The organism is Ruegeria sp. CK1, assembly GCF_056536545.1.
Genome location: NZ_JBQFPX010000001.1, coordinates 1,285,124 through 1,310,329 on the forward strand (window position 1 = coordinate 1,285,124; position 25,206 = coordinate 1,310,329).

General features: G+C 53.4%; 28 protein-coding genes and 1 tRNA gene. 21 read left to right on the forward strand and 8 right to left on the reverse strand.

Translation table 11 applies throughout. The features are described from left to right. The first annotated feature begins 2 nt into the window (after positions 1–2). Both ACR0L3_RS06215 and ACR0L3_RS06220 read left to right on the forward strand, forming a co-directional pair. On the forward strand, positions 3–566 hold the full coding sequence (locus ACR0L3_RS06215) for a hypothetical protein (RefSeq protein WP_480744499.1): 564 nt from the start codon (positions 3–5) through the stop codon (positions 564–566). Between the two features lie 282 nt (positions 567–848). Further along, positions 849–2,762 (forward strand): DUF3604 domain-containing protein, encoded by a 1,914-nt coding sequence (locus tag ACR0L3_RS06220; protein WP_480744501.1) that lies wholly within the window; start codon positions 849–851, stop codon positions 2,760–2,762. Between the two features lie 133 nt (positions 2,763–2,895). Here ACR0L3_RS06220 and ACR0L3_RS06225 read toward each other — a convergent pair. Continuing rightward, positions 2,896–2,985: transfer RNA gene (locus tag ACR0L3_RS06225), tRNA-Ser, on the reverse strand. 123 nt (positions 2,986–3,108) lie between these two features. Here ACR0L3_RS06225 and ACR0L3_RS06230 point away from each other — a divergent pair. The 10 genes from ACR0L3_RS06230 to ACR0L3_RS06275 all read left to right on the forward strand — a co-directional run bounded on the left by ACR0L3_RS06230 (position 3,109) and on the right by ACR0L3_RS06275 (position 11,058). After that, positions 3,109–3,951 (forward strand): DUF2059 domain-containing protein, encoded by an 843-nt coding sequence (locus ACR0L3_RS06230; protein ID WP_480744503.1) that lies wholly within the window; start codon positions 3,109–3,111, stop codon positions 3,949–3,951. Then, complete coding sequence (locus ACR0L3_RS06235) at positions 3,951–4,751, forward strand: DUF2059 domain-containing protein (protein WP_480744504.1); 801 nt, start codon at positions 3,951–3,953, stop codon at positions 4,749–4,751. Before ACR0L3_RS06230 ends, ACR0L3_RS06235 begins: the two co-directional genes overlap by 1 nt. Before the next feature lie 209 nt (positions 4,752–4,960). Next, positions 4,961–5,581 carry a 50S ribosomal protein L21 gene (locus tag ACR0L3_RS06240; protein WP_480744505.1) on the forward strand — a complete coding sequence of 207 codons (621 nt, stop codon included), beginning with the start codon at positions 4,961–4,963 and terminating at the stop codon, positions 5,579–5,581. An 11-nt stretch (positions 5,582–5,592) separates the two neighbouring features. Then, the gene (rpmA, locus tag ACR0L3_RS06245) at positions 5,593–5,862 is read left to right on the forward strand and encodes a 50S ribosomal protein L27 (protein WP_010440093.1); all 270 of its coding nucleotides are present in this window, start codon (positions 5,593–5,595) and stop codon (positions 5,860–5,862) included. Between the two features lie 81 nt (positions 5,863–5,943). After that, positions 5,944–6,444, forward strand: coding sequence for a GNAT family N-acetyltransferase (locus ACR0L3_RS06250; protein ID WP_480744507.1), 501 nt, complete (start codon positions 5,944–5,946; stop codon positions 6,442–6,444). After that, positions 6,441–7,049 carry a LysE family translocator gene (locus tag ACR0L3_RS06255; protein WP_480744509.1) on the forward strand — a complete coding sequence of 203 codons (609 nt, stop codon included), beginning with the start codon at positions 6,441–6,443 and terminating at the stop codon, positions 7,047–7,049. Before ACR0L3_RS06250 ends, ACR0L3_RS06255 begins: the two co-directional genes overlap by 4 nt. Beyond that, positions 7,046–7,582: a GNAT family N-acetyltransferase gene (locus tag ACR0L3_RS06260; protein WP_480744511.1), complete on the forward strand. Its 537-nt coding sequence runs from the start codon at positions 7,046–7,048 to the stop codon at positions 7,580–7,582. Before ACR0L3_RS06255 ends, ACR0L3_RS06260 begins: the two co-directional genes overlap by 4 nt. A gap of 38 nt (positions 7,583–7,620) precedes the next feature. Beyond that, positions 7,621–8,655, forward strand: coding sequence for a GTPase ObgE (gene obgE / locus ACR0L3_RS06265; RefSeq protein ID WP_480744513.1), 1,035 nt, complete (start codon positions 7,621–7,623; stop codon positions 8,653–8,655). Then, positions 8,643–9,749: a glutamate 5-kinase gene (proB, locus tag ACR0L3_RS06270; protein WP_480744515.1), complete on the forward strand. Its 1,107-nt coding sequence runs from the start codon at positions 8,643–8,645 to the stop codon at positions 9,747–9,749. The genes obgE and proB overlap by 13 nt, the downstream gene beginning before the upstream one ends. A 46-nt stretch (positions 9,750–9,795) precedes the next feature. Further along, positions 9,796–11,058: a glutamate-5-semialdehyde dehydrogenase gene (locus tag ACR0L3_RS06275; protein WP_480744517.1), complete on the forward strand. Its 1,263-nt coding sequence runs from the start codon at positions 9,796–9,798 to the stop codon at positions 11,056–11,058. Here the strand turns inward: ACR0L3_RS06275 and ACR0L3_RS06280 are convergent. Further along, positions 11,055–11,651: a histidine phosphotransferase family protein gene (locus tag ACR0L3_RS06280; protein WP_480744519.1), complete on the reverse strand. Its 597-nt coding sequence runs from the start codon at positions 11,649–11,651 to the stop codon at positions 11,055–11,057. The genes ACR0L3_RS06275 and ACR0L3_RS06280 overlap by 4 nt on opposite strands. Before the next feature lie 42 nt (positions 11,652–11,693). Here ACR0L3_RS06280 and ACR0L3_RS06285 point away from each other — a divergent pair, with 42 nt between their 5' ends. The 5 genes from ACR0L3_RS06285 to tsf all read left to right on the forward strand — a co-directional run bounded on the left by ACR0L3_RS06285 (position 11,694) and on the right by tsf (position 15,503). Further along, positions 11,694–11,876, forward strand: coding sequence for a DUF3553 domain-containing protein (locus ACR0L3_RS06285; RefSeq protein WP_010440107.1), 183 nt, complete (start codon positions 11,694–11,696; stop codon positions 11,874–11,876). Positions 11,877–11,973: 97 nt separating this feature from the next. Next, on the forward strand, positions 11,974–12,729 hold the full coding sequence (gene olsB, locus ACR0L3_RS06290) for an L-ornithine N(alpha)-acyltransferase (RefSeq protein ID WP_480744521.1): 756 nt from the start codon (positions 11,974–11,976) through the stop codon (positions 12,727–12,729). Further along, entirely contained in the window at positions 12,716–13,567 is an 852-nt protein-coding gene (gene olsA, locus ACR0L3_RS06295) for a lyso-ornithine lipid O-acyltransferase (RefSeq protein WP_480744523.1), read from the forward strand. Before olsB ends, olsA begins: the two co-directional genes overlap by 14 nt. A gap of 191 nt (positions 13,568–13,758) precedes the next feature. Further along, entirely contained in the window at positions 13,759–14,550 is a 792-nt protein-coding gene (gene rpsB, locus ACR0L3_RS06300; RefSeq protein WP_480744525.1) for a 30S ribosomal protein S2, read from the forward strand. Positions 14,551–14,627: 77 nt separating this feature from the next. After that, positions 14,628–15,503, forward strand: coding sequence for a translation elongation factor Ts (tsf, locus tag ACR0L3_RS06305; RefSeq protein WP_480744527.1), 876 nt, complete (start codon positions 14,628–14,630; stop codon positions 15,501–15,503). 380 nt (positions 15,504–15,883) lie between these two features. On the opposite strand, the gene ACR0L3_RS06310 is transcribed toward tsf, so the two are convergent. The 3 genes from ACR0L3_RS06310 to ACR0L3_RS06320 all read right to left on the reverse strand — a co-directional run bounded on the left by ACR0L3_RS06310 (position 15,884) and on the right by ACR0L3_RS06320 (position 18,191). Beyond that, the gene (locus tag ACR0L3_RS06310) at positions 15,884–16,639 is read right to left on the reverse strand and encodes a helix-turn-helix transcriptional regulator (protein ID WP_480744529.1); all 756 of its coding nucleotides are present in this window, start codon (positions 16,637–16,639) and stop codon (positions 15,884–15,886) included. Further along, the gene (aroQ, locus tag ACR0L3_RS06315) at positions 16,636–17,085 is read right to left on the reverse strand and encodes a type II 3-dehydroquinate dehydratase (RefSeq protein ID WP_480744531.1); all 450 of its coding nucleotides are present in this window, start codon (positions 17,083–17,085) and stop codon (positions 16,636–16,638) included. Before aroQ ends, ACR0L3_RS06310 begins: the two co-directional genes overlap by 4 nt. 92 nt (positions 17,086–17,177) lie before the next feature. After that, on the reverse strand, positions 17,178–18,191 hold the full coding sequence (locus ACR0L3_RS06320) for an NADPH:quinone oxidoreductase family protein (protein ID WP_480744532.1): 1,014 nt from the start codon (positions 18,189–18,191) through the stop codon (positions 17,178–17,180). Positions 18,192–18,298: 107 nt separating this feature from the next. On the opposite strand from ACR0L3_RS06320, the gene ACR0L3_RS06325 reads away from it, so the two are divergent. Both ACR0L3_RS06325 and ACR0L3_RS06330 read left to right on the forward strand, forming a co-directional pair. Next, entirely contained in the window at positions 18,299–19,117 is an 819-nt protein-coding gene (locus ACR0L3_RS06325) for an SDR family NAD(P)-dependent oxidoreductase (protein ID WP_480744534.1), read from the forward strand. Between the two features lie 9 nt (positions 19,118–19,126). Continuing rightward, complete coding sequence (locus ACR0L3_RS06330) at positions 19,127–20,149, forward strand: phosphotransferase (RefSeq protein ID WP_480744536.1); 1,023 nt, start codon at positions 19,127–19,129, stop codon at positions 20,147–20,149. Here the strand turns inward: ACR0L3_RS06330 and ACR0L3_RS06335 are convergent. Then, positions 20,146–20,751 (reverse strand): DsbA family protein, encoded by a 606-nt coding sequence (locus ACR0L3_RS06335; RefSeq protein WP_480744538.1) that lies wholly within the window; start codon positions 20,749–20,751, stop codon positions 20,146–20,148. The genes ACR0L3_RS06330 and ACR0L3_RS06335 overlap by 4 nt on opposite strands. A gap of 174 nt (positions 20,752–20,925) precedes the next feature. Between ACR0L3_RS06335 and ACR0L3_RS06340 the strand changes: the two genes are divergently transcribed. Together ACR0L3_RS06340 and ACR0L3_RS06345 are read left to right on the forward strand one after the other, a co-directional pair. Then, positions 20,926–22,146 (forward strand): serine hydrolase domain-containing protein, encoded by a 1,221-nt coding sequence (locus ACR0L3_RS06340; RefSeq protein WP_480744540.1) that lies wholly within the window; start codon positions 20,926–20,928, stop codon positions 22,144–22,146. A gap of 50 nt (positions 22,147–22,196) precedes the next feature. After that, positions 22,197–23,072, forward strand: coding sequence for an acyl-CoA thioesterase (locus ACR0L3_RS06345; RefSeq protein ID WP_480744542.1), 876 nt, complete (start codon positions 22,197–22,199; stop codon positions 23,070–23,072). A 101-nt stretch (positions 23,073–23,173) separates the two neighbouring features. Here the strand turns inward: ACR0L3_RS06345 and ACR0L3_RS06350 are convergent, their stop codons facing one another. Continuing rightward, entirely contained in the window at positions 23,174–24,403 is a 1,230-nt protein-coding gene (locus ACR0L3_RS06350) for an acyl-CoA dehydrogenase (RefSeq protein WP_480744544.1), read from the reverse strand. 110 nt (positions 24,404–24,513) lie between these two features. Beyond that, positions 24,514–25,203, reverse strand: a complete 690-nt coding sequence (phoB, locus tag ACR0L3_RS06355) for a phosphate regulon transcriptional regulator PhoB (RefSeq protein WP_475209346.1) — start codon at positions 25,201–25,203, stop codon at positions 24,514–24,516. Positions 25,204–25,206: the final 3 nt, after the last annotated feature.

Here is a 25,206-nt window from a genome sequence, read left to right on the forward strand (position 1 = left end):
AGATGAACGTTCGTACTTTGACAAATTTTCAGTTTAGACTTTTTCGGATTGCTTCAGAGACTTTATTCTTCATCCGTTCGACTGCTGGAAAAGCACTATGCACCATTGTTTTTTTCGTTGTTTCAATTGGAAACCTGCATGCTGAGAATCTTCCCACGACGGAAGACTTGGTAAATTCTATTTGGATCACCGAAAGCGGATATTCCTATGTAACTGTCGCGACCGATGGGACTATTGAGTCCTTCGACGGCGCAAACTTTTACCTAGAATTCAAAGAAATCAGCCATGGCGTTCTGGTGGGGCAAGCCCGATGGGTTAGCCCCAATGAAAAATTGGGCGAAACCCAGTATTTACTGTTCTTACCAGATGGTATTGGCAGTTATTCGTTTCAGGCCGCAGGAGCGCTAAACGTAGTCGGCGGAGCTGCAAATGGAAGTATGCGCATTGTCGCCGATGACACAGCTTTGTTCACGAGCTTCAATCTCGAAAACGATCGGGCAGGGTCTATTAATACGACCTTGACCAAGGTCGACAAGCTTCCGCCCAATTTCGAGAGTAAGGACTAGCCTCTCTCCAAAATCTAAATTCCGAAAACGTCAAGATAGCAGCTTTCACTTTTGCGGCGCTGTTCTTTCTGATCGTTGTGGACACAGGGTGTCTTTGGAAATCTAGCTTCTCTATGACGTGCAGAAAGCACCGCGAAGCTATCTGACTAGCCCCAATCATTCACCACTTTCCAGTTTAATACTCCTATACCCACGCTAAACCCTCACCTCCAAAATATTTGATTTTATGCATATACACTCGTAAGCTTGGGGATCGAATTTGGCGATGGGGGAGGGGAAGTAATGAGAATTCGTTTTAAGCCCAAGGTGTCGTTTCATGCTTCGGTTATCATTGCGCTTACACTGGGACATCAGGCACTAGGCTTCGAAGGCGAAGTACCTCCAGATACCGCGGTTCCCACGCCGACTTACTCTCCGTTTGTTGACCGATCTTATCCCGATCAGGTGCTCTTCGGCGATCTTCACTTCCACACTGAAATCTCGTTCGACGCAGGGTTGGTTGGAACCTCATTGAACATTCATGACGCCTTCCGCGTGGCGCGAGGTGAAAGGATAACCTCGAATACCGGGCAGCCGGTGCAGCTTATCAGACCGCTGGATTTCCTGGCTATCACGGAACACGCGGAAATGTTGGGGCTTGCGACAGCCGTTCGCGCAGCAGACCCTCGTTTATTGGCCGACGAATGGGGTCGCCTGACCTATGAAAGGTTCAATTCCGGGCAGGAAGGTCGGATGAAAGCGTTTGCCGACATCATCGAAATCGCGTCAGTCGAGGGGCGCGATCCGACGGCTGGTTTGAATTTGGACGGCGACCTCTGGCAGCAGATCGTTGAAACAGTTGACGAATATTATGAACCCGGCGTGTTTACATCGCTGGCGGGATACGAATGGACCTCGACACCGCGAGGCGACAATCTTCACCGCGTGGTGATCTTCGGGGACGGCGCCGATAAGACCAGCAGGACACGCCCATTCACCTATTTTGAAAGCGAAGACCCCGAGCCGCTATGGGATTATTTGGCAGCCTACGAAGAGGCTACTGGTGGAAGCGCAGTTTCCGTACCGCACAACGGAAATATATCCAACGGGATCATGTTCGCACCCACTAAATTTGACGGCACACCCATGGATGCTGAATACGCCGCCAAACGTATTCGTTGGGAACCCATGCACGAGGTAACCCAGATTAAGGGGGACGAAGAAACGCACCCATATCTTTCCCCTGATGATGAGTTCGCGGATTTCGAGACTTGGGACGTTGCAAACATCTCGGGAACCGTCGCAAAGACACCCGAAATGTTGCGCTATGAATATGGACGCTCTGCGTTGAAGGTCGGGCTTGAGGTTCAGCGGGAGACAGGCGTCAACCCGTTCAAGTTCGGCTTTTACGGTACGACGGACACGCACACTGCGCTCCCCACCACTCGAGAGGACAACTACTTCGGAAAGTACCAGCACACAGAGCCTTCGGCAAACCGCCACAACTTCGATGTGATCCCTGCCGAAGACCCGGCATTGCGCATCATAACTGCGCAGGAATCTGCTGCGGGCCTTACCGCTGTTTGGGCGCGCGAAAACACGCGTGAAGAGGTTCACGGCGCGATCAAACGCAAGGAAGCTTACGCCACAACCGGACCCAGAATGCGTGTTCGGGTGTTCGGCGGATGGGATTTCAACGCTGATGATCTGTACGCTTCAGATTTCGTTTCCAATGGATATCAGAAGGGCGTTCCAATGGGCGGTGACCTGAAGAACGCGCCTGATGGGGTTTCTCCCGGTTTCCTGATCCATGCTCTGCGCGATCCGGATGGTGCGAACCTCGACCGCGTCCAAATCATCAAAGGTTGGATCGACGAGAACGGCGAGACCCATGAACGAGTTTTTGACGCAGTAGTCTCGGGTGCTCGAGTGATCGGAGAGGATGGCCGCGCACGCGAACCGGTGGGCTCAACGGTTGATGTTGAAAACGCGACGTACAGCAACTCAATCGGCTCGGTGGAACTCGCCGCTTTTTGGCAAGATCCAGATTTTGACCCGAGCAACAACGCGTTTTACTACGTTAGAGTAATAGAGATTCCGAAACCGCGTTGGACAACGATAGACGCAGCTTTCTATGATATTCCGCTGCCGGACGCCGTTCCTGCAGAAATTCAGGATCGTGCCTACACATCACCGATTTGGTACAGTGCAAAATAGAGTGCTTGGCGTTTTGTAGTGCATTTACCGGCAGCTTGGTTTCCTAAGAAGGCTTTGCCTACCACCTCGGAAAAGACACAAGGCGTACTTTGCCCAAAACCCAGACGACCATATAAACTTAAAAAGCGGATAATGGCGGAGAGACAGGGATTCGAACCCTGGGTGGGCTTGCACCCACAACGGTTTTCGAGACCGCCCCGTTCGACCACTCCGGCACCTCTCCGCGGGGGTCTGTGAGGGGGGGATTTAGTGAGGAACGCGCAAGGGTGCAAGCAGAAAATTCCCGAAAATTCCCAACACTAGATTTTCCATTGCCAGACAACGCAAATCGCCTAGGCTTTAAGGTATGACAAATCACATTCGCCGCATCGCCCTTTCGTTTCCTGTCTTGTTAATCGCGCTGGTTATGACGTCCACGCCGTCTTCCGCTGCAGGGCGTGAACGGATTGAAGCTTTTTTGACAACGACAGGTTTTGACGTCGCGCTGGAGAGTATAGCGCTGGCCTCAGCCTCGGCACCTCAGATGCTGGGAATCGATCCCGATGGGTTTGGTTCAGACTGGACACGCCTGACCGAAGAGGTGTTTGACACCAAAGACATGCACGAGACTGCTGTATCCATTTTGGAACAGACCCTAAGCGATGACGCCTTGAACCACGCAGTTGAGTTCTATGCCTCTGACCTAGGGCAGCGTCTGGTCGAAGCGGAAAACGCTTCGCACATGATCGAAGACGAAGATGCCAAACAACTTGAAGGGCAGGAGATCGTGGCCGAGCTGATCAAAAACGGTTCGCACCGCGTCGAAGATCTCAAGCGCATGAATGCTGCCATTGACTCCAGTGGGACAGCATTGCGGGCTTTGCAGGAAATTCAATTGCGGTTTCTGCTGGCCGCGAGCGCTTCTGGCGTGATCGACCTGCAATTGGGTGCTGATGAATTGCGTGAGATGATGAAGCAAAACGAAACCGGCATGCGCCAGGCGCTGCAATTATCCGCGCTTGCCGGGGCTGCGTACACTTATCAGGATTTCTCGGATGAAGACGTGATCGCTTATGCCGAAGCGCTGGAACAGCCACTGATGCAAGAAGTATACGAACTGTTGAACGCCATACAGTACGAAATCATGGCAATGAAATTCGAAGTTCTTGCCTCCCGGATGGCCGACCTTCATCCAGCTCAGGACATCTGATGCGCCTGACCCACATTGCTGTTGCCTGTTGCTTGTGGACGCTTCCGTTACAGGCTGAGGAAAAAGTCGAAAGCTTGATGCAAGCCCTGCAGGTTGATGAAATCATCAGTGTTTTGCGGGACGAAGGCAACGCTATGGGTCAGGAGATGCAAGAGACCATTCTGAACAATAGCGGCGGCCCGGTGTTCTTGGCTGAAGTTGATCGCATTTATTCTGCAGACACGATGCGTGAACATATCGAACTGGTTTTCGAAGAATCCCTTTCAGACAGCCAACTCGACCGCGCAATCCTGTTTTTTGAAGGTGAGGTGGGGAAGACCATAGTATCGCTGGAGATCTCGGCACGTGTCGCACTTTCTGATGAGACGATCGAGAAGATGGCGGAGGAGGCTTATAGAACCGGCGACCGCGACTCTCGATTGTTTAAACTGGTCAGTGAATACATAGAGGCGAACAATCTGGTTGAAGAAAATGTTCAGAATGCCATCAGTGCAGATTACAATTTTTTCCGCGGTCTGAACCTGGAAGTTGGTGGCGACGATGCTGACTTGCTCGCCCAGCTACTTGCACAAAAGGACAGCATGACCGAAGAAACCACAACATGGTTGTATTCCTTCTTTCTGCTCGCCTATCAGCCACTAAGCGATGCGCAGATGCGCGAGAATATTGCATTTTCCCGAACCGAAACGGGTAGGGCGATAAATGACGCCCTGTTTGAAAGCTTTGACCGGATGTACGATTCAATCTATTTCCAGCTGGGTCAGGCGGTCGCTCAGGTTTTGAATGGGTCGGACCTCTAGGTCGGTATTTCATATTGACATTCCCCGGCATTCTATAGATAAGCGCGCATCCCGGCCGGAATTTCCGCGCCGGGTATCGTTATTATTGACCCAATGGGCTGATGCCCTGGGGTCTTCACACAGCCCGAAAAGGGCGCGCTGTTCGAGGTGGCGAAAGCCGAAACACCCAAACGGGGACCACAGAACGCGGGTTAGAAAAGGAAAGACGCATGTTTGCGGTCCTCAAGACTGGCGGCAAGCAGTACAAGGTTCAGGCGGGCGATGTGCTCCGTGTTGAAAAACTGGCTGCCGACGCAGGTGAAAAAGTTCAATTCAACGATGTTCTGATGCTGGGCGGTGACGCTCCGGTTGTTGGTGCACCTTTCGTTGAAGGCGCAGGCGTACAGGCCGAAGTGATCGAACAGGTCAAAGGTGACAAGGTCATCAAGTTCGTCAAGCGTCGTCGTAAGCACAGCTCGAAGCGTACCGTTGGCCACCGTCAAAAGCTGACTTTGGTCAAAATCACCGACATCCTGTCGTCGGGCGCTGACAAGTCGGGCATCAAAGCTGCAACCGGTTCGGCACCGGCTGGCGAAGCGGCACCTGCTGCAAAGCCCGCCAAGAAAGCTGAAGCCAAGGCAGAGGCACCTGCCGCTGCTGCTGCTGCTGCCGCTGACGATCTGACCAAGCTGAACGGTGTCGGCCCTGCCGCTGCCAAAAAGCTGGTTGAGGCCGGTATCGAGAGCTTTGCTGCTCTGGCTGCCTTGTCGGATGAGCAGATTGCTGCTATCGACACCATCAAAGTGAAACCCGAATGGGTTGAGCAAGCCAAAGAGCTGGCTCAAGGCTAAGGAGAGAGAGAATGGCACATAAAAAAGCTGGCGGTTCCTCCCGTAACGGTCGCGACTCAGCTGGTCGCCGCCTTGGCGTGAAACTGTATGGTGGCCAAGCAGCCATCGCAGGCAACATCATCGTACGTCAGCGCGGCACCAAGTTCTGGCCGGGCGAAGGCGTAGGCATGGGCAAAGATCACACCATCTTTGCAACTGTTGATGGCGCCGTAAAGTTCCACAAGGGACTTAAAAACCGCACCTTTATTTCGGTCCTGCCAGTGGCGGAGGCCGCAGAGTAAGCCGAAACCCAGAAGGTTTAGAAATAAATGGGGGACCGGCGGAAAATGCCGGTCCCCTTTCTCGTTTTCAGGAGTGGTCTTATGACCGAAGTGATCAAAACAAAACGTCTGATCCTGCGCCGGTTTCGGCGTGAGGATTCGGTGCGTTTGGTCGCCCTGATGAACGATATTGAGATGGCGCGTTGGTTAACAATGGTGCCGTATCCTTACAAAAAAGAAGATACTGTTGAGTTCATTGACACTTTGGCTCACGACCAAGACGCTTTTGCCGTGAATCTGGATGATACTCTTATTGGTTGTGTATCAACCGGTAGTCAGCCTGGGTATTGGATCGAAAAGGGCTCTTGGGGTCGCGGTTACGTAACCGAGGCAAGCCAGGCAATGATCACAAGGTACTTTCAGACCGGCCAAGAGGCGCTAAAGTCCGGCTATCACCTGGGGAACACGAGGTCCAAGGCCGTTTTAAACAAACTTGGTTTCCAACCACGCGGACAGCACACTGCAACTTCGCGGGCGACAGGTGAGGGCGTGACCATACAGGATATGGTGCTCAATCGTACTGACTGGGAAGCGGCGCAATGACAGTTGCCACCACCAGCTTTTTGATTTTCGCAGCCAGCCAGGTCGGAACGCCAGGCCCGGCCAATATGGTCTTATTGGGGACCGGCGCGCGCTATGGATTTTGGGCGGCGCTGCCGTTTGTTGGCGGCGTGATCCTGGGTAAGCAGCTGATTATTTGGCCTGTTGGGTTTGGCTTGCTGCACTTGGCAGAACAGGCGCCCATGGTGTTCTCGCTGATGAAATATGCCTCAGCGGCTTACATCATGTGGTTGGCTTGGAAAATTGCCAACACCAGATTGTCGCGGCAGGTGGGTGAGAGCAAGCCGCCCAGCTTTTGGGCTGGATTGATTGTGCATCCCTTGAATCCCAAGGCGTGGGCCATGATCATCGCGGGCTTCACCGGTTTTGTCGCCACAGGCACGCCTACTTTCGAGGCTACGATCACAATCGCTCTCTGTTTGTTGTTATGCCAGGTGCTTCTTCATCCGGTCTGGACTTTTGCGGGCGATAGAATTGCCCATGCGGTTGAAGGACGGCCTGCGGAAAAATATCTGATGTGGACGTTAGCGAGTCTCACTGTTGCGTCCGTACTTTTTGTGTTGTTCGGAGGAGGAACGCACTCATGAAACTTGAGACAATAATAAATCAGCCGGTCATAGAAACCGAGCGGTTCGATCTGCGCCCATTGCGACGGTCGGACATGGGTCTCATCGAACATTATGCAGGCGATGAGCGCGTGGCACGCATGACCACGTCTATCCCGCACCCTTTGCCGCCCGGCTCGATCGAGGCATTTGTGACCCGGTCGATGGCCGAGGATCGTGACGAAGATGTGTGGGCTATGGACGCCACCAAGGACGGCGGTCCCGAGTTGATAGGCCTGATTTCGTTGACCCGTCTGGATCGCAACCAGACCGAAGTCGGCTATTGGGTTGCGCCGGTCTATTGGAACACGGGCATTGCCTCGTTGGCGGTAGAGACACTTGTCACTGCCAACCCGCTTGAAAACGCAACGATGTTCGCAAGTGTGTTTCAGGACAATCCGGCGTCTGCTCGGGTGCTGACCCATTGCGGGTTCCAATACCTCGGTGATGCAGAAAGCTATTCGGTGGCACGAGATGCAAATGTGCCGACCTGGACGTACAGTAAGAAACTCTGACTTGTGGCCGATGGGGCCTTTGCAGTAGGGGACAGACCATGAAATTTCTCGATCTTGCAAAGGTCTACATCCGGTCCGGAGCCGGAGGTAGTGGTTGCGTCAGCTTTCGACGCGAAAAATATATCGAATACGGTGGTCCAGATGGTGGGGACGGCGGAAAAGGTGGTTCTGTTTGGGCAGAAGTTGTCGATGGGTTAAACACCCTGATTGACTTCCGCTATCAACAACACTTCTTCGCCAAGAACGGCCAGCCAGGTCGTGGTCAGCAACGCACTGGCAAAGATGGCGACGACATCGTCCTGCGTGTTCCTGTTGGCACCGAAATTCTTGATGAAGACGAAGAAACCGTCATTTGCGATCTGACTGAGGTCGGTCAACGGGTTTTGTTGGCAAAAGGCGGCAATGGTGGGTTTGGAAACCTTCATTTTAAGTCGGCCACAAACCAAGCGCCTCGGCGCGCCAATCCTGGACAGGCCGGAATAGACCGCACTATCTGGTTGCGACTGAAACTAATCGCCGACGTCGGCTTGCTGGGCATGCCCAACGCCGGCAAGTCGACCTTTTTAGCCGCGACGTCTAACGCGCGCCCAAAAATCGCTGACTATCCATTTACGACGCTACACCCCAATTTAGGTGTTGTCGGCGTTGATAATGTCGAATTTGTCGTAGCTGACATTCCCGGCTTGATCGAAGGCGCCCACGAAGGCCGAGGCATCGGCGATCGGTTTTTGGGTCATGTAGAACGCTGCGCGGTTTTGCTGCACCTGGTCGACGGCACGTCGGAAACCGTGGCCGAAGACTACCGGACCATTATAAATGAGCTCGAGGCTTATGGCGGCGAGCTGGCGAAAAAACCTCGCATCACGGTGCTGAATAAGGTCGATGCGCTTGATGAGGAGGAGCGCGATCTGGCCAAGGCAGAACTTGAAGAGGCCGTCGGCGGGCCCGTCATGTCAATGTCTGGCGTAGCCCATCTGGGTGTGACAGAAGTTCTGCGGGCGCTTCGGGCGCAAATAGACGAAAACCGCCTACGTCAAAAACCCGCTGAGGAGGTCAAGACGTGGCAACCCTGACCTCAGCTAAACGACTGGTGGTCAAGATCGGCTCCGCCTTGCTGGTGGACCGTAATTCAGGATTGTTGCGGTCTGATTGGCTGCATTCACTTGCGCAGGATGTAGCTTGGCTGAAGGGCCAAGGGACGGATGTCATTCTCGTCTCGTCCGGGTCAATCGCTTTGGGTCGCGGAGTTTTGGGATTGCCGATGCAAGCATTGGCTCTTGAAAAATCCCAGGCCGCGGCTGCTGTGGGGCAAATTCGCCTCGCCCGCGCTTACGAAGAAGCTTTGACCCCGCACAAGATCACCACTGCTCAGGTCTTGGTTACACTGGAAGATAGTGCTGACCGCCGCCGCTATTTAAACTCACGTGCAACGCTTGAGACGCTACTGAGTTTAGGCGTGGTCCCGATTGTAAACGAGAACGATACAGTTGCTACGGATGAAATCCGTTACGGAGACAATGACCGATTGGCGGCACAAATTGCTGTAACGGTAGGTGCTGACCAGTTGATTTTGTTGTCCGATGTGGATGGCTTCTACACCGGCAACCCGAATGAGGACGCTTCAGCAACGCGTTACGACGTGATCGATGAAATTACTTCCGAGATCGAGGAGATGGCAGGGGACGCCGGATCAGGCCTGTCCAAAGGTGGCATGAAAACCAAGTTGTTGGCCGCGAAAATGGCAACAGCTGCAGGCTGCGACATGGCGATTACAGAAGGGTCACCTCTGAACCCCCTGAAAACGCTTGAGAATGGCGCGAATTGCACATGGTTTACCGCCAAACTTGACCCGCATGCGGCCCGGAAGCGATGGATTTCGGCAATGAAACCTCGCGGTGAAATTGTGGTGGACGCTGGCGCGGCGCAGGCTCTAGGCAAAGGCAAGAGCCTGCTACCTGCAGGCATCGTTGAAGTAACCGGGGATTTCGGCCGCGGCGACCCTGTTGCCATACTAGACCCGACAGCCCGTCGTCTTGCACAAGGTCTCAGCCGTTATACTGCGCAAGAAGCGGACGCAATTAAGGGGCGTAAATCCTCGGAAATCGAGGCGACCCTAGGTTACCCGGGCAGGGCAGTTTTGATCCACCGAGACGATTTGGCACTGTAAAGGCACGATGATAAAACACTCAAAGACCGCACGAAAGGCACATGAAATGAAGGATTTCGACAGCATTCCCACATTGATGGCTGACCTTGGAAGGCGCGCCAAAGCGGCTTCGACCGAATTGGCCTTTGCCAGTGCTGAACGTAAGCATGCAGCACTGATTGCGGCCGCCGATGCCGTTTGGGCGAACCGAGAAGGCATCATCGAAGCCAATAAAAAAGATCTCGAATATGGCCGGGAAAAAGGTCTGAGCGCTGCAATGATGGATCGTCTGATGCTGGACGAGGCGCGTATTCAGGGCTTGGTCGACGGGTTGCGTACAGTTGCCGATCAACCTGATCCGGTAGGCGAAGTCCTAGAGGAATGGGATATGGCCACGGGCCTGAATATTCAGCGCGTGCGGACGCCACTTGGTGTGATCGGTGTAATCTATGAAAGCCGTCCCAACGTGACAGCCGACGCAGGTGCATTGTGTCTCAAGTCAGGTAACGCGGTGATCCTGCGTGGAGGGTCCGAGGGCTTTAACTCATCCACGGCCATTCACGCGTGTTTGGTCGAAGGATTGAAGGCCGCAAATCTGCCCGAAGACGCTATCCAACTGATACCCACAAGGGACCGCGCTGCTGTTCAAGAGCTGCTGACCATGACGGACTATGTCGACGTTATCGTCCCTCGTGGCGGTAAAGGTTTGGTCGAGCTCGTGCAACGCGAGGCTCGTGTGCCCGTCTTTGCACATCTTGAAGGCATCGTGCATATCTATATCGACAAGGACGCCGACCCTCAGAAAACTTTGGATGTCGTGCTGAATGCCAAGACCCGTCGTACTGGAATATGCGGCGCGGCTGAGTGTCTGCTGATTCATCAAGACATTGCAGAAACACTTGGGCGGGATGTGATTGCCGCGCTACAGGCAGCGGGTGTTGAAGTTCATGCCGAAGGGGCCCTGGCGAACACAGATACAATAGCTGCCACAGCTGAAGACTGGGGCAAGGAGTTTCTGGACAGCGTCATTGCAGCCAAGCCCGTCTCTGATAGCGACGCAGCGATAGCACATATTCGTCAATTCGGCTCGAACCATACCGACTGCATCATGACTGAGAACGCAGACAGTGCCTCTCATTTCTTTGAACGGCTCGACAGCGCGATCCTGATGCACAATGCCTCAACTCAGTTTGCAGACGGTGGTGAGTTTGGTATGGGCGCCGAGATCGGTATTGCCACCGGTAAGATGCACGCTCGCGGCCCCGTGGGCGCGGCACAGCTGACCAGCTTCAAGTACCTCGTACGTGGAAACGGGACAACACGGTCCTAAAACCGGATTACAACGCGGGTTGATGTGGTTTCCACAGCGACCCGCCGTCCCATCTGAGCAGCGGTCTCAGGTAACAAGACAAATTGCACGTGCGCGGGCGTTACCTTGTTGCCAAAGCGCCCGTTGGGCAGCTTATTCCAAAGGTCATGGTCCACGTTCAACTTGTCGGCCGAACCGGTGATCGTCCAACTATCTCCAAAATGGTCGATTGTGACCTCACCCCCAAATGGCATGGCGCTTTCGCAGCACATCAGGGCCAGGAACGCCAGCTTGACTTGATTGCGCGGCACCGCTTCGGTCAGATGCCAGTTAGTCCGAACGCGACCCGCGCGTTCCACGTCTTTTAGCAGTTCCGAAACCTCGGTTCGACCCAGCGGCTGATCACTAGCAGAGCCGAATGCCACGCGGAAAAAACGGATACGCGCACCTGCACTGCCAACACTACCTGAAATCAGTTCCATCTCAGGGCCTTGGACTGCGCCAACCATTTCAAGAAGTTCCAAGCCGTTGGTAATCGCCCCGATCGGGCTGATCAGATCGTGGCAGATCCGAGAACCGATCAACTCGGCCAGGTTGACTGTGGTGTCGCTCATGCGTACCTCCTGTTGCATCTGCCGACGGACCGGAGCCCACGCATGACAGACCTTAATGCTATTCTTGCACCGGGCATGTATGTCCGCCACCCCGATTTCCCCGACTGGGGTGTTGGACAGGTGCAGTCCAATATCGGGGGCAAGATCACCGTGAACTTCCGCGAGCAGGGGAAAGTGGTGATTGACGGAACACGCATCGCACTGATGCCAGTCTTTGATCCGTGAAACTGGTTTAGGAAAGGTTAACAACCCCTAATTCTGGTCTTGTTGCCATCCCCCCAGCAACTACGGTATCAGCGCGCAAACAAGTACGGAACCAACAATGCCGGATGCAGGCCCTTCCTTTACCGTTAAACTCGCCGAGACTGACGATGAGCTGCGCGCAGCCCAGCGTTTGCGCTATGACGTGTTTGTGCGTGAATTGGGTGGCGGTGGAGAAATGGTCGACCATGAAGCCGGGCTAGAAAGAGACAGGTTTGATCCGTACTTTGATCACATGGTGGCGATCGACGACCTGACCGGAGAAGTTGTCGGCGTTTACAGGCTGTTACCGGGCGAACGTGCAGTGGAATTGGGGCAGTTCTATTCGGAAGATGAATATGATCTGACGGTGTTGAAGCAAAGCGGCCGCAAGCTGCTGGAACTCGGTCGGTCCTGTCTGCACCCAGATTATCGCGGTGGCACTGCGATGTACCATCTGTGGAATGGGCTTGCTGCTTATGTTTCTGAGCGCGAGATCGAAGTTCTTTTCGGCGTCGCCAGCTTTCACGGCACCGACGTTCAGGAATTGGCACAGCCATTGTCGATGTTGCATCACAACCATCTGGCACCGCCCGACCTACGAGTCAGGGCGCAACCCAATGTGTTCCAATCTATGAACCTTGTCGCGCCTGAAGGTCTGGATCGCCGCGCTGCGATGTTGCAGGTTCCAGCCCTGATCAAAGCCTATCTTCGTTTGGGTGGCTTTGTAGGCGAGGGGGCGTTCATCGACCACGCATTCAATACAACTGATGTGTGCCTGATCCTCGACACTGCCCGCATGAACGAGCGGCAGAAGCGCATTTATGGCGGAGCCTGATCCGGTGAGCGAAGCTTCTTGGCAAAGCGAAGACGCGCCGGACCCAGTAAATCTGGGACTGTTGGGCTGGGTTCTGGTCGTGCTACGCGGAGTTCCCTTGGCGTTGCTGGTATTCGGCGGTCTGGTCATTCTTCTGACCATCCGTTTGATTGAGTACCCCTTGTTCGGCGTCCGTCGCCCCGTCACACCGTTTATTTCTCAATTTGTCTGCCGTAACGCTTTTCGTGTGCTAGGGATGGGCTTTCGAACCTCCGGAGAGCTGATGAAAGAACGCGGTGCCGTGGTCGCGAACCATACCTCGTGGCTGGACATATTTGCGTTAAATGCGCGGAAACGCGTTTACTTCGTGTCTAAGGCCGAAGTGGCAAAATGGCCGGGCATTGGTTGGCTTGCGCGGGCGACCGGAACTGTTTTCATTGAACGAGATCGCAAGAAAGCCAAAGAGCAAACGAGAGTGTTCGAAACCCGTCTAAAGGCAGGCCACAAACTTCTGTTTTTTCCTGAGGGAACATCAACAGACGGTCTTCGTGTGTTATCATTTAAATCAACCCTTTTTGCGGCGTTCTTCGCAGATGAGTTGCGCGATTTCATGTATGTTCAACCGGTTTCGGTTCTGTACCGCGCACCCACAGGTCAGCCCGAGCGGTTTTATGGCTGGTGGGGAGATATGGACTTCGGTCCACACTTGTTGAAAACCTTGGGTGCTCGCAGACAAGGATCTGTCGAGTTGATTTACCATGCCCCAGCCAAGGTCAGCGATTTTGAGAACCGCAAAGCACTGGCGGCGTTTTGTGAACAGGCAGTTCGCGGCGGTCATGCATTGGCACGCGAGCAGTAAATATCATGAAAAATCACAAAATAAGGTGATTTTTCACTTGTAGGGTAAAGCCGGCTGCCTTATACGCGCGCCATTCAAACCCGCAGGCGGGGTTTGGGCTTTTTGAGGGAGACATCCTCATCAAGACCGCCGGTTGGAGCATCCGCTTCTTTCACCCCCGCCCAGGCGTAAACCGGAAAAGGAAACATAGCATGGCTCTTCCCGAGTTCACCATGCGTCAGCTGCTGGAAGCTGGCGTTCACTTTGGTCACCAGACACAGCGTTGGAATCCCCGCATGGGCCCGTTCATCTACGGCTCGCGCAATGGAATCCACATCATGGACCTGACCCAGACCGTTCCGATGCTGGATCAGGCTCTGCAGGCTGTTCGTGACACCGTCGCTAAAGGTGGCCGCGTTCTGTTTGTTGGTACCAAGCGTCAGGCTGCTGGTCCGATCGCTGAAGCCGCTGAAAAGTCGGCTCAGTACTACATGAACCACCGCTGGCTGGGCGGCACGCTGACCAACTGGAAAACCGTTTCCCAGTCGATCAACCGTCTGAACCAAATCGATGAAGCCATGGAATCGGGCGCTGAAGGTCTGACCAAGAAAGAACGTCTGGGCATGGAACGTGACCAGTCCAAGCTGCAAGCTTCGTTGGGCGGTATCCGTGAGATGGGCGGCGTTCCTGACCTGCTGTTCGTCATCGACGTCAAGAAAGAAGCACTGGCGATTGCCGAAGCGAACAAGCTGGGCATCCCGGTTGTTGCTGTTGTCGACACCAACTGCTCGCCTGACGGCGTAGACTATATCATCCCTGGTAACGACGACGCAGCCCGCGCGATCTCGCTGTATTGCGATCTGGCGGCACGTGCCGCGCTGGACGGTATGACCGCCCAGATGGGTGCTGCAGGCGTTGACCTGGGCGAATTCGAAGAAGCTCCGGTTGAAGAAGTCGTTGCAGAAGAAGCGGCCCCAGAAGCAGAAGCTTCGGCCGAAGCGTAAGCTGCCCGTCACGTAAATGACATATGGGGCAGGGTATGACCTGCCCCAATTCCGTTTGAATTGAGGAGAGCCAAAAGATGGCAATCACAGCAGCAATGGTTAAAGAACTGCGCGACTCGACCGGCGCAGGCATGATGGACGCAAAAAAAGCGCTGACCGAAACCGGCGGCAACATGGACGAAGCCGTTGATTGGCTGCGTACCAAAGGCCTAGCCAAAGCGGCCAAGAAATCGGGCCGTACCGCAGCAGAAGGTCTGGTTGCTGTTCACGTCAACGGTGGCAACGGCGTTGCTGTCGAAGTGAACTCGGAAACCGACTTCGTTGCGAAAAACGCCGAGTTCCAGGAAATGGTTGGTAAGATCGCATACGCCGCAGAAGGTGTCGACAATGTCGAGGCTCTGCTGGCAGCCGATCTGGGCGGCAAGAACGTTGCCGACACCCTGACTGACAAGATCGCCACCATTGGTGAAAACATGTCGGTTCGCCGCATGGCCAAACTGTCGGGCGACACTGTTGTGTCCTACGTCCACAACGCAGCCACCAACGGCATGGGCAAAATCGGTGTTCTGGTTGCAATGTCGGGCGGTGATGAAGCTATCGGCAAGCAAGTCGCGATGCACATCGCAGCTGTGAACCCGGCTGCTCTGTCCGAAGCTGACATGGACCCGGCTGTTGTCGAGAAAGAAAAGCAAGTTCAGATGGACATCGCCCGCGAATCCGGCAAGCCGGAGCAGGTGATCGAAAAGATGATCGAAGGCCGCATGAAGAAGTTTGTGGCTGAATCGACTTTGCTGAACCAACAGTTCGTTGTGAACCCTGATCTGACAGTTGAAGCTGCAGCTAAAGAAGCAGGCGCAACCATCACCGGCTTCATCCGTCTGGAAGTTGGCGAAGGCATCGTTGTCGAAAAAGAAGACTTCGCAGCAGAAGTCGCCAAAGCCGCACAAGGCTAATCAGGTTCTCCCGGGCCCAAAGGTTCCGGGACACACCATTAGAAGCCGGTTACGCAATGCGTGACCGGCTTTTTCGTGGTTTTGCATGTAGCTGAATCAAAAAAGGACGCTCGCGCGTCCAAGAAAAAGTATGAGGGGCCCCGCATGATGGGGATGGTCGAGGCCCCCCAAATTTCCGGCAACCAGACGCGTACAAATAGACGCCTCGATGTCAGAGCGATTGGAGAGCCCTGTTATTGCAAAGATCCAACCAAATGTTCCCTGGCTAAAGCCACCACTCACGGAACAATATCACTTTGCAACTACGGTCCCGGATTCGAAAGTCATGTTTTCCTTACCTAGGGTAAATTGACGCAAATTGGCGTCAGATTTTTCTGGCGTCACGCCTCCATGACGAACATCTGGTTCTGCAATGAAGCTTTCAGTACCGCCTGGGCCGTGGTTTCGACAGAAAGCGACTCACGAGCGAGTCGCAGATGCTTCTCAACCGTTGCAGCAGTCAGCCCCATTAGTAACGCAATATCCTGGGTGGTTTTGCCATCCCCAACCCACTGCAGCGCCTCTCGTTGGCGTTTAGTGAGCGCGCGGTTCGGGGCGTTGTAGGGCAGGGTCAGGATCTTGAGATGCGCCATGTTGTTCATCAGCAAGATATCGTCGCCATGCTCGGCCCATGTTGCATCCACTTCTGCTTGACTGGCTGCATTCCCGGCAGAAAGTGAAATGGCTCCTTTTGACCTCATCGAGACCGAAGTGAAACTGACGGTATACCCACAGGAAACACCATGAGATTTGTTGAATTCAAGCACCTCTAGCTCTTGCGCCGTGAGGTTTCCGCCCGCCACCATGTTCTGAGCTACGCTCCAACTGGCTGCGCCTTCATTGTGTAACGCCCATTTCAACATAGGAGCGTGAAAATAAAGACCGTCCCGCAAGAAACCGTCTAGATACGGCTTTTCATGGTTCGTCAGGATGAGGAAATCCTCAGGATCACCGAGAGACGTTTCGGTACGGTATTGTGTGTGTCCGTAAATCAGGCGGTCAAAACCGTACTTTTCCATTTGGCGGCAATGAGCATCCCAAAGCTCTTCCAGAGTTTTGGAGTAACTGAGAAAAAGTAAATACTCGCTCAGCTTCATGCAGGGGACTCTGAATTTAGATGCGCCAGCAAAGCATCCAGTGCCAACACATATCCGTGGGAACCGAAACCACAAATCTGACCCATCGCAACCTTGGAAATATACGAGACGTGTCGGAATGATTCACGCGCGTGGATATTGGACAAGTGGACTTCGACCACGGGCAATTCCACGGATGCAATCGCATCCATGATTGCAATGGACGTATGCGTAAATGCGCCTGCGTTCAGAACAATTCCATCCTGATCCTTCTTTGCCGCGTGAATAGCATCGATCAGGACACCTTCATGGTTCGATTGAAGACATGAAACCTCAACGCCTATGGCTGACCCGTGGGCCACACATAGGTCCTCGACCATCTCCAACGTCGTACTGCCGTAAACTTCCGGTTGGCGTGTGCCCAGAAGATTCAGGTTCGGCCCGTTTAAAATCAGAGCTTTGCGCATTATTTTACTGTCCCTTTAACAGGTTCATAAACGCGAACGGGTGGTAATGTCCACTAAGCAACGCGCGCGTAAGGCGAGGCGTAACATTTCCGTCAATAGGTTTCGGTCGCTGTGGGCATTGTCACCACCGTTTTGCCAAGTGCCAAACGGCTTGATAGGTGGCCCAGTGCCTCATCAGCGTGTTCCAAAGTGTAGGTCGCGTTGATCCGAGGCTTGATCTGAGATTTGTCGTATAACCCGATCAAATCACGAATGTTTTCTTTATGGCCTTTAGGATCATGAAGGACCGAAGCGCCCCAGAAGACGCCAACTATTTGGCACCCTTTCAGCAATGGTAAATTTAGCGGGATTTTTGGAATACCCGCAGGAAAACCAACCACAAGATAACGACCATTCCAAGCGACGCTGCGCAGCGCTGGCTCAGCGTATTCTCCGCCTACTGCGTCATAAACCACATTTACGCCAAGTGGGCCTGCCAGTGATTTAATTTCGTTGGTAAATGCCTTCTGAGCGTCTTTGTCCAATTCCTCGGCATAAATGACGGTTTCATCAGCACCTAAACTTCTACAAAAATCTGCTTTGTCCTGCGATGAAACTGCCGCAATCACACGAGCGCCCATTGCTTTTCCCAGCTCAACCGCGGCCGATCCGACGCCTCCAGCAGCGCCAAGCACCAACAAGGTTTCCCCAGACTGCAAAGCGGCGCGGTCTTTCAGCGCGTGATACGATGTGCCGTAGGTAAAGATGAAACAGGCAGCGTCCTCAAACGGCATGGTGGCCGGGAATTTGATCGCTGTTGCGGCGGGCAATGTCACATGCGTTGCAAAGCCTCCGTGCCCCGTAAGAGCCATCACACGATCACCCATGTCGAAGCCTACAACACCTTCTCCGATTGCGAGTACTTTGCCGGCGATTTCACCGCCAGGAGCGAACGGGCGGGGAGGTTTGATCTGATACAGGTCTTGAATGATCAGAGTATCCGGAAAATTCACCCCGGCGGCCTTAATGCCAACCAGCAATTCGCCCCTTTTTGGCTGCGGATCGGGTAGGGTGGTAAGCTCAAGAGTTTCCGGGCCACCCGGTGCGACGCTGAGTAAAGCTTGCATATCAGCCTCATTGTCCATGTTATTCAGCAAGCAGAAGCTTTGGCGCAGCAACATGAGTTGTCAAGAAACCAACATAAGCCGAAATGAAAGGGAGTGAGAAACAGAACATGACCCCCGAAACACTATTCTCATTGCAGGGCAAAACCGCTCTTGTAACAGGTGGCGCGACGGGCATAGGTCGCATGGCTGCAGAGGCGCTGGTACGAGCCGGCGCGCGCGTTTTGATCGCTTCGCGCAAAGCCGAGGCATGCGAGGCGGTAGCCGCAGAGCTGAATGCTTTGGATGTAACGGGGCAAGCAGAAGGTTTTGGAGGCGATGTCGCGACGCAGGAAGGGATTGACGCGCTTGTGTCCGAAATTAACCATCGCACGGACACGCTTGATATCCTGATGAATAATGCCGGTGTGTCCTGGGGCGCCCCGATGGGACAGTTCCCTCATGACGCCTGGAACAAAGTCATGTCGGTCAACGTGGCAGGGTTGTTTGACTTGACCCAAAAGCTCCTACCGATGCTGATGAAATCCGGGTCCGCCGATGATCCCGCTCGGTTGGTCAATGTGGGTTCGGTCATGGGGGAAGTTCCGATGGGTGACGGTGCGTACAGCTATTCTGCGTCAAAGGCAGCTGTATTGCACCTGACTAAGGTCATGGCCAAAGAGTTCTCACCTCATCATATTACAGTTAACGCGCTCGCGCCGGGTCCGTTCGTATCACGCATGACAGCCTTCGCTACGGCTGACGAAGAAACACGAGAGAAGGTCGGCAATTCTGTTCCCCTAGGTCGCGTTGGCCGCGACGATGACATCGCTGGTTGCATGCTGTTTCTGTGCGGTCGAGGTGGAAGTTACGTTACCGGCGCAATCATCCCAGTTTCAGGTGGGATAAACGTGGTTACGGCTGGAAATATTTTTGCCGAAGCCCTGTGAGTACGCAGCATGACGAATTCGAGCTTGGACCTAGATGCCATGGATGCATATCTCAGCACAAACTTACCGGGCTATCATGGACCGTTGGAGGCAGAAAAATTTGCCATAGGCCAATCCAACCCGACCTTTCATCTACGAACACCAGGCCAGTCCTATGTGCTGCGCCGAAAGCCACCCGGTGTGCTTCTGAAATCCGCGCATGCCGTAGATCGGGAATACCGCATTCAAGCCGCACTAAGCGATAGCGCGGTGCCAGTGCCCGAGATGTATCTGCTCTGTACGGATGATAAAATCATTGGTTCCGAGTTTTATGTGATGGAACATCTCGAAGGTCGTATCTTTCTTGAACCGACAATGGCCGAAGAAAACAATGCGACCCGAACCGCTGTGATGGATGAAATGAACCGGGTTTTGGCCGCATTGCACATGGTTGACATCGACGCCATCGGAATGTCGGACTACGGTCCAAGCGGTAATTATTTTGAACGGCAAATAACGCGCTGGACGAAACAATACCACGCTTCTGAGACCACTAAAATCAAACAGATGGACGCTTTGATATCCGCTTTAACTCAAAAGCTTCCAGCAGATGACGGTCAGAGAACCCTGGTTCACGGCGACTATCGTATCGACAATCTGATGTTTGAAAAGAATGGCGCGCGCTGCCTTGGCGTTTTGGACTGGGAACTTTCGACAATCGGGCATCCCTTCGCCGACCTAGCGGCGGTGATAATGCAATGGCGGATGCCTCCGGGAACCGAAGGCCGCGGCCTGCAAGGTATCGACCGGGAAAACTTGGGATTACCATCAGATCAGACATTTATTGATCAATACTGCCACCGGCGCGGCCTGCAAGGTATCGACAATTTCGGGTTCTACCTAGCGTTCAATTTCTTCCGCATGGCGGCAATTTTGCAAGGTGTCTACAAACGCGCCCAAGACGGCAATGCGTCAGACCCGGAACGAGCAGTTATTCTTGGGTCATATGTTCCGATGTTTGCCGAGCATGGGTTAGCCGCGCTTGAAACTTAGGGCGCTTTGGACAATTCCAACCCTAGATTACCCATGCTGTTTTTGCCGAAGAACATCTCATTCCCGGTAAACATGCTAGGTACGCCAAACACACCGCGCTTTACAGCCGCCTTGGTTTGATCCTTGAGCTGTTGCTTGATCTCAGTATTGGTCATTGCGTCGCGGATTTTTCGCACTGGCAACTCGTTTTCGTGAAGAATTTCGGTCAAAACACCAATTTCATCCACCTTTTGTCCGTGCACCCAAATAGCATTAAATATTGCATCTATATATTTATTTTCCCACGATTTTCCTGATGCGAATACTGCGCCCCTCATGGCGAACCTTGTGTTGACCGGATAATGCGGGCTCATATGAAAACTTAGCCCTCTCGTACGCGCAAAACGGTGGAGGTCGTGGGTTAAATAGGCCGTTTTCTGACGATTTTCCGAATATGCCTGAAAAGGACTTTGATTGTTGGTCGCCTTGAAGATCGTCGACAGCTGCACGGGAACATAGCTTACTTGAACGCCATGCTCGTCCGCTAGCGCCGGTAGTGTTTTATACGCGAGAAAAGCGTTCGGACTGCAGAAGTCATACACAAATTCAATATGTTGCGCCATGTTGCTTCTCCTGAATTTGGACAATCAAATCTGTACCAACTCGTGACAAGCGAATCCGCTACACCCTTATTGTAACAGCCAAGTTGGTCTTAACGCACCGCTCTGGACGATTTCCCTGTTGATTCAGCACGTAAATTCGCAAAATCTGATTGATAACCAAGGGGCTGACACAAAATGACAAAGTTCGATCCTACGCGCTTGCATCGAATTTCCGCTTGGATGCAGCGATATGTCGATGAACGAAAATATGCTGGCAGTTCCTTGGTGGTGAAGCATCACGGATCTGAGGTGTTTTTTGCGTCTTGCGGTCAGAGAAGCATTGAAAGTTCTTTGCCGTTTCAGCGTGACACGATCGTGCGCATCTATTCGATGACCAAGCCAATCACTACTGTGGCACTGATGATGTTGGTCGAGCGCGGTTTGTTTCACCTTGATGCGCAGGTATCTGAATTTATTCCTGAATTTTCTGATATGCAGGCCCTGATACCAGGCGCGCAGCGATTGGATCAGACCGAAGCAGCGCCATCGCCAACTCTGCATCAATTGCTGACTCACACAAGCGGTCTCAGTTATCCGTTCAACCCGGGGGTATTGCCTGCGGCGATGGACGAACAAGACCTGATGTTCAAACCCGATCAAGGCCTATTGGAAAATCGTGTCTCGGACCTATCACGGTTGCCGCTGGCGTTTCAGCCTGGAATGCGGTGGGAATACTCTGTCGCCATAGATGTTCTGGGGCGAGTTATAGAGGTCGTTTCTGGGCAAACGTTGGAAGAATTTTTAACAAAAGAAATTTTCGAGCCACTCAATATGCGGGAAACTGGATTTGTAGTGCCATCAGGGGCAGGGGATCGCTTTGCCTCTCTCTACACCCCTCTGGCTGGCGATGCGATGGCCCTGAACGCGGCAAAAGCCGGTGGTGAGACCCTCCGCCTTGTTGATCAGGTTGGCAATTCTCCATTCGAAAACACCACAACGTTCTCGGGCGGCGGAGGGCTGGTCAGCACCATCGACGACTACTCTCATTTTATTGAAATGTTGCGAAACCGAGGGCAGGGCAATGGTCACCGCCTTCTAGGGACTAAAACGGTAGATTATATGCTGTGCAACCACTTACCGGGCGACATTGCCTATATGGGACCACAGAGTTTCGCCGAGCAGCCAATGGAAGGCACAGGTTTCGGACTTGGAGGAGCTGTAATCATAAATCCAGGCAGAACACGCGTTCCGGGTTCGCTAGGCGATTTCAGTTGGGGTGGCATGGCATCAACTTTCTTCTGGATCGACCGGGTCAATGATTTGACCTCCGTCTTCTTCACGCAATTGTCGCCGTCCAGTTCGTATCCATCACGAGCTGAACTAAAAGCTCTTGTCCTTGGGGCAATGATTGAATGACGCCCAAAGCGCTGCTACCCAGCCTTGAGCAGACCGAGCGGAGATCGACGATGACTGAGGCAGAACTTATCCTATTGGACCTTTTGAACATCGAAAGGCTTGAGGTCGACCTGTTTCGCGGCACCGGATCAGGTGGTGAAACCCCAACGCGGATATTTGGTGGCCAGGTCATCGCTCAATCCTTGGCGGCAGCTTACAGAACAGTCGAAGGTCGGTTGTGCCATTCGCTGCACGCTTATTTCATTCGCGCTGGTGACCCATCGATTCCTGTTATTTATCAAGTTGATAGAGCAAGGGATGGAGGTTCTTTGACAACTCGGCGTGTCGTCGCGATCCAGCATGGAAAGCAGATCCTGAACATGTCAGCGTCTTTTCATGTCCAAGATGAAGGCTGGGATCACCAACATGCAATGCCGCAGACTGAAGCCCCAGAATTTCATCCGGCCCGAGAAGAGCTACGGAAGAAATACGTTGATCTGGTCCCGGAAAAACTTCGAGGTGAGCTTTTGCGTGATCGGCCAATCGAAGTTCGTGAAGTCGACCATCTGAATCCATTCAAACCGGAAAAATCGGATGATCGGAACCAGATCTGGTTTCGTATGAAAGCAGCAGCTGAAGCTGACCCTGTAACGCAGCACCTAATTTTGGCATACGCATCCGATATGTACCTTATGTCGTCCGGAATGCGTCCGCATGGCCTCAGCTGGTTTACCGGAGAGGTAAATGGCGCCAGCTTGGATCATGCGTTGTGGTTTCACGCTCCGGTCCAACTTGGAAACTGGCACCTGTATTCGATGGATTCACCGTGGAGCGGGCATGGCCGCAACTTCAACCGCGGATCGATTTTTGCAGAGGACGGAACGCTAATTGCCTCGGTCGCGCAAGAAGGCCTGATGCGCAAAGCGCGCATACAGGCCAGGTCATAAGTTCAAGTAGGTACATCAAACTATTGATATAAGGCGGATAATGACATTGTCCGTCTACCCATTATTTACCATAATACCAATTACACGATATATGGCTTACCTCAATAGAACGCCTGCAAACCTGTCTGCGCCCGCCCCAAAATCAACGCATGAACGTCGTGCGTACCTTCATAGGTATTCACAGTTTCAAGGTTCACCATGTGACGAATGACTTGGAACTCAAGCGAAATACCATTGCCCCCATGCATGTCACGAGCCAGCCGTGCAATGTCCAGCGCCTTGCCACAGTTGTTGCGTTTGACGATTGAAATCATCTCCGGCGCGGCATCAGCTTCGTCCATCAGACGACCAACGCGCAAACTCACTTGTAGGCCCAAGGCAATTTCAGTTTGCATATCGGCCAGTTTGCGTTGGAACAGCTGTGTTTGCGCCAGTGGTCGATTGAACTGTTTCCGATCCAGCCCGTATTGGCGCGCAGCGTGCCAGCAGCATTCCGCCGCGCCCATAACGCCCCAACTGATGCCGTATCGCGCACGATTCAAGCAACCGAACGGCCCCTTCAAACCCTGAACATGAGGAAGTAACGCGCTTTCATCCACTTCGACTCCGTCCAGAACGATCTCACCTGTAATGGACGCGCGAAGGCTCAGTTTGTTCTGAATTTTTGGAGCGCTCAAACCTTTTAGGCCCTTGTCCAAGACAAAACCCCTAATCTTACCGTCATGCGCGTCGGACTTGGCCCAAACTACAAACACATCCGCAATCGGAGAGTTTGATATCCACATCTTACTGCCAGTCAAACGATAGCCGCCGTCAATTTTCTCGGCGCGCGTCTTCATCCCAGCTGGATCAGAGCCTGCGTCGGCCTCAGTCAGGCCAAAACACCCGATCCATTCACCACTGGCTAGTTTGGGTAGGTATTTCCGGCGCTGTTCCTCGCTGCCATAGGCGTAAATTGGATACATCACCAACGAACTTTGAACCGACATCATCGAACGGTATCCGGAATCGACACGCTCGACTTCGCGCGCGACCAAACCATAAGAAACGTACCCTGCCCCAAGACCACCGTATTCTTCGGGGACTGTGATGCCCAATAGGCCCATCGCGCCCATTTCTTGGAAGATTTCGGGATCCGTTTCTTCGTTTTGAAACGCTTCAGTCACGCGAGGCTGTAACTTTTCCTGCGAATAAGCATAAGCGCTGTCCGCAATCATGCGTTCGTCTTCGGTCAGCTGATCTGACAGGCGAAACGGGTCTTCCCAAGAAAACTTGCCCATGTCGGGCGCATCTTTGGCACGCAATGCGGGCTTTGTGTCTGGGGCGTTCATTGAGCTTCTCCGCTTAGTCAGCAACGACGCAAACTAACCCGGACTATCCACAAATGACAGTAAGAGTTTTGCATCCATATATGAGCAAAACTCATACCCCTGCCCCGCGTTCACCCCAGCGCGTAGCCCGCGCCACGGACTGTGCGAACCGGGTCTTCGCCACCGTGTTGCGTTAACGCTTTGCGCAAACGACCAATATGGACGTCAACAGTTCGCGTATCGACATAGATATCACGACCCCAGACGCGGTCTAACAACTGCTCACGGCTCCAGACACGGCCCGGTTTTTCCATAAACGTGCTAAGCAAACGAAACTCGGTCGGACCAAGCTTCAGGGGCTTACTGTCTCGGCTGACTTTGTGCGTTTCCGAGTCCAGAATTATGTCATCAAATTCCAAACGCAGGCCAACCGTTGCCGGGCGCACCCGGCGCAGTTGCGTGCGAACCCGCGCCATCAATTCAACTACCGAATACGGTTTGACCACGTAATCATCCGCACCGGTTTCCAGACCACGCACCTTATCGACCTCTTCCGTACGGGCCGAAAGCATGATGATTGGGATCGACCGCGTGTCAGGACGCGATTTCAGACGACGACAGACTTCAATGCCGCTTAGGTTGGGCATCATCCAGTCAAGGACGATGATGTCCGGGTGCTCCTCGTCCACCAACAGCATGGCTTCGTCGCCGCTGCCGGCTTTGGAGACGCGAAACCCCTCAGCTTCGAGGTTGTAAGCCAGCACTTCGCGCTGAGCCGGTTCGTCTTCAACGACCAGTACAGTGGGCTGATCCGCAGACATTGA